The following is a 2,911-nucleotide window of genomic DNA, read 5'->3' on the forward strand; positions in this document are numbered from 1 at the left end:
CGCCCTGCACCTGGCCGAGGCCGGGGTCAAGGTCGTGGCGGTCGCGGACCAGTACGGGGCCGTGCACCGCCCCAAGGGCCTGGACATCGAGGCCCTGCAGCAGCACGTGGCCGACACCGGCTCGGTGACCGGGTTCGCCGGCGCCGACCCGCTGGAAGCGCAGGCGCTGCTGGAGCTGGAGGTGGACCTGCTGGTCCCGGCCGCGGTGGAGGGGGTGCTCAACGAATCCAACGCGCACCGGATCCGGGCCGGAATCATAGTCGAGGGTGCCAACGGGCCCACCACCGCCGCCGCCGATGCGGTCTTCGAGCAGGCCGGGAAGCTGGTGGTCCCGGACATCCTGGCCAACGCCGGCGGCGTGATCGTCTCCTACTTCGAGTGGGTCCAGGGTTCCAACGCCTACTGGTGGAGCGCCCAGGAGGTCGACGAGCGCCTCGAGGCCCGCATGCTCGCCGCCTGGGACGGCGTCACCGCCACCGCGGCCGGGCGCGGGCTGAGCCTGCGCGAAGCCGCGACCGTGACCGCCGTGCAGAAGGTCGCCGAAGCCCACCAGATCCGCGGCCTCTACCCGTAAACCGCGGGGGAACACACAGCAGCGGCGCCGTCCCTTACCGGGGCGGGGCCGCTGCTTTAGTACGCCCGGCATGGGCATTTGCTTGGAGGTGTGAGTCCTCTGGAGGAGAAGGTGGTTTAACTCCTAGCTGATGGCAACTGCGTCACCGTGAGGTGGGGTGGGAAGGAAGCCGGAGGCAAATCCCTGCACCGAGGGACACGAACCACATAGAAGGCATTCCGGTCGGGGTAAGGCTGCTGAAGAAGCTGAAGCCCGTTCCACCGAAACGGCCGGGGTGTAAATGCGGCGGGGGCAGGGGGAAAGTAAATGTTCTTATCCGGGGAGGTCTGTCCCGGTGCGCCGGTGCCCTTCAAGGGTGTCGGAGCGGATCAGCCTTAAGGGTTGGTCTGACGGGGCAGAAGTCAGCCGAGGCCGTAGTACCGGCGGGAATCGCAAGATTGTCGGGAAGGGCCGAACGTTGGGAAATGACATGTTGAACGGGCATTGCTCGTGGGCATCACGGTAATCGCAGCCACCCCGCCGTGCGCGGGCCAGACAGCGTGGAGGTATCGGTGAATCCGAGAGGGCCCCTGCCTGAGCGTAGTGATGCCCCGGTGCGTGCCGGTAATACTGTCAGCGACCGGCAGGAAGATCTGTGGGGACTGGTGTTCTCGCGGGAGAACCTGCTGGCTGCGTTACGCCGTGTCGAGGCGAACCGGGGTGCTCCTGGTGCTGACGGACTGCGTACGGACGAGCTCCGTTCGTGGTGCTTAGGACATTGGGCAGGTATCCGGGAACAACTCGATGCGGGCACGTACCGTCCGCTGCCGGTGCGTCAGGTGATGATTCCCAAACCTGACGGCGGTGAGCGGAAGCTTGGCGTGCCGGCCGTGCTGGACCGGTTGATCCAGCAGGCAATCGCACAGGTGCTCGTTCCGGTCTTTGATCCGGGGTTCGTGCCGGTCTCGTACGGGTTCCGGCCGGACAAGAGCGCCCATAACGCGGTCCGGGTCGCCCGGACCGTGATTGAACAGGGCTGTAAGTTGGGCTGCTTCGCGAATTTCGGACAGCGGAATTGATGGTTTTTCCTATGCTGCCTTGGCGGGCTGTTGGTAACTGTAGTGGACGTCGTTGGGGTACCGGTAATCCAGGGCTGAGTGCCTGCGGCGGGCGTTGTAGAAGCCTTCGATGTAGCGGATGACGTCTCGGCGGGCCTGCTTCTTTGTCGCGTAGACGGTGCGGTACACTCGCTCGTTCTTCAGCGCGGAGAAGAACGATTCGGCGGCCGCGTTGTCCCAGCACACGCCGGTGCGGCCCATGGAGGAGCGCATGCCCAGGCTTTGGACGAGGGCGCGGAAGGAGGCCGAGGTGTACTGACTGCCACGGTCCGAATGCCAGATGGCGCCGGGCTCGATCACAGTCGTTGCCGCGGCGTTCCTGAGAGCCGTCTCGACCAGCTCCGAACGCATGTGATCGGCGATGGACCAGCCCACGACCTTCTTCGAATAGCAGTCGATCACCGTGGCCAGATAGACGAAGCCCTGCCAGGTATGGATGTAGGTGATGTCGCCGACGAATTTGATCCCGGGCCGCTCGGCGGTGAAGTCCCGCCGGACCAGATCCGGGATCCTCGCAGCGGCTTCGGCATCGGCGGCCGTGGTGGTCCTGAACGGCCGCGGCTGGCACGGCACCAGCCCCTCATCGCGCATGATCTGGCGAACCAGCTCCGGCGAACAGGCGGTGCCCTCATCGGCCAGATCGGCGTGGATCCGCCGGTAGCCGTACGTGCCGTCCGAGGCCTTGAAGAAATGCCTCACACGGGCGGTGATCGCCTGCCGGCGGGCCGCGGTCGCCGAGACCGGGCGCTTAAGCCAGTCATAGAACCCGGACGCGGACACGGACAGCCACCGGCACATCTTCACCAACGGGTACGGGTTTTCCGGGGCGCTGCGCAGGGAGTCGATGAACTCATACTTCGCCACTACCGTGGCTCCCTCGCGAAGTATGCGGCGGCTTTTTTTAGGAACGCGGCCTCGGCCTTCAGCTCCCGGTTCTCACGCTCAAGCTCCTTCAGCCGTGCCCGCTCGGAAACGCTCAGCGGCCCGTCCTGCTCCTCGGGGGCGTGCCCTGCGGCCCGGTACTTCTTCAGCCAGGTGCGAAGTGTCTCGGCACCGACACCGTTCTCGTCGGCCACGGCCTTGATCGTTTTGGAAGTGGAAACCACTTCCTCGCACAGCTCATCCTTGAATTCCTGGGTGAACCGTCGACGTGATGCAGACATTCTGCAGATTCCTCATTTCAGTAGTCCCTCCGATTTTAAGAGGGTCCACTGTCCGAAATCTCTAGGCTCACCAGTGG

General features: G+C 65.1%; 3 protein-coding genes. 2 read left to right on the forward strand and 1 reads right to left on the reverse strand.

The window, feature by feature from the left end; genetic code table 11:
• On the forward strand, positions 1-574 hold a 574-nt coding region (locus D477_RS00225), incomplete at its 5' end, for a Glu/Leu/Phe/Val family dehydrogenase (RefSeq protein WP_005266109.1).
• Positions 575-1,167: 593 nt separating this feature from the next.
• Entirely contained in the window at positions 1,168-1,632 is a 465-nt protein-coding gene (locus tag D477_RS21500; protein ID WP_190273480.1) for a reverse transcriptase domain-containing protein, read from the forward strand.
• 9 nt (positions 1,633-1,641) lie between these two features.
• On the opposite strand, the gene D477_RS00235 is transcribed toward D477_RS21500, so the two are convergent.
• A protein-coding gene (locus D477_RS00235) for an IS3 family transposase (protein ID WP_085940426.1) occupies positions 1,642-2,834 on the reverse strand; the annotation gives its coding sequence in 2 pieces (ribosomal slippage) (positions 1,642-2,564 and positions 2,564-2,834; 1,194 coding nt in all).
• Positions 2,835-2,911 lie beyond the last annotated feature (77 nt).

This window comes from Arthrobacter crystallopoietes BAB-32 (assembly GCF_000328305.2).
GTDB classification, from domain to species: Bacteria; Actinomycetota; Actinomycetes; order Actinomycetales; family Micrococcaceae; genus Crystallibacter; species Crystallibacter crystallopoietes_A.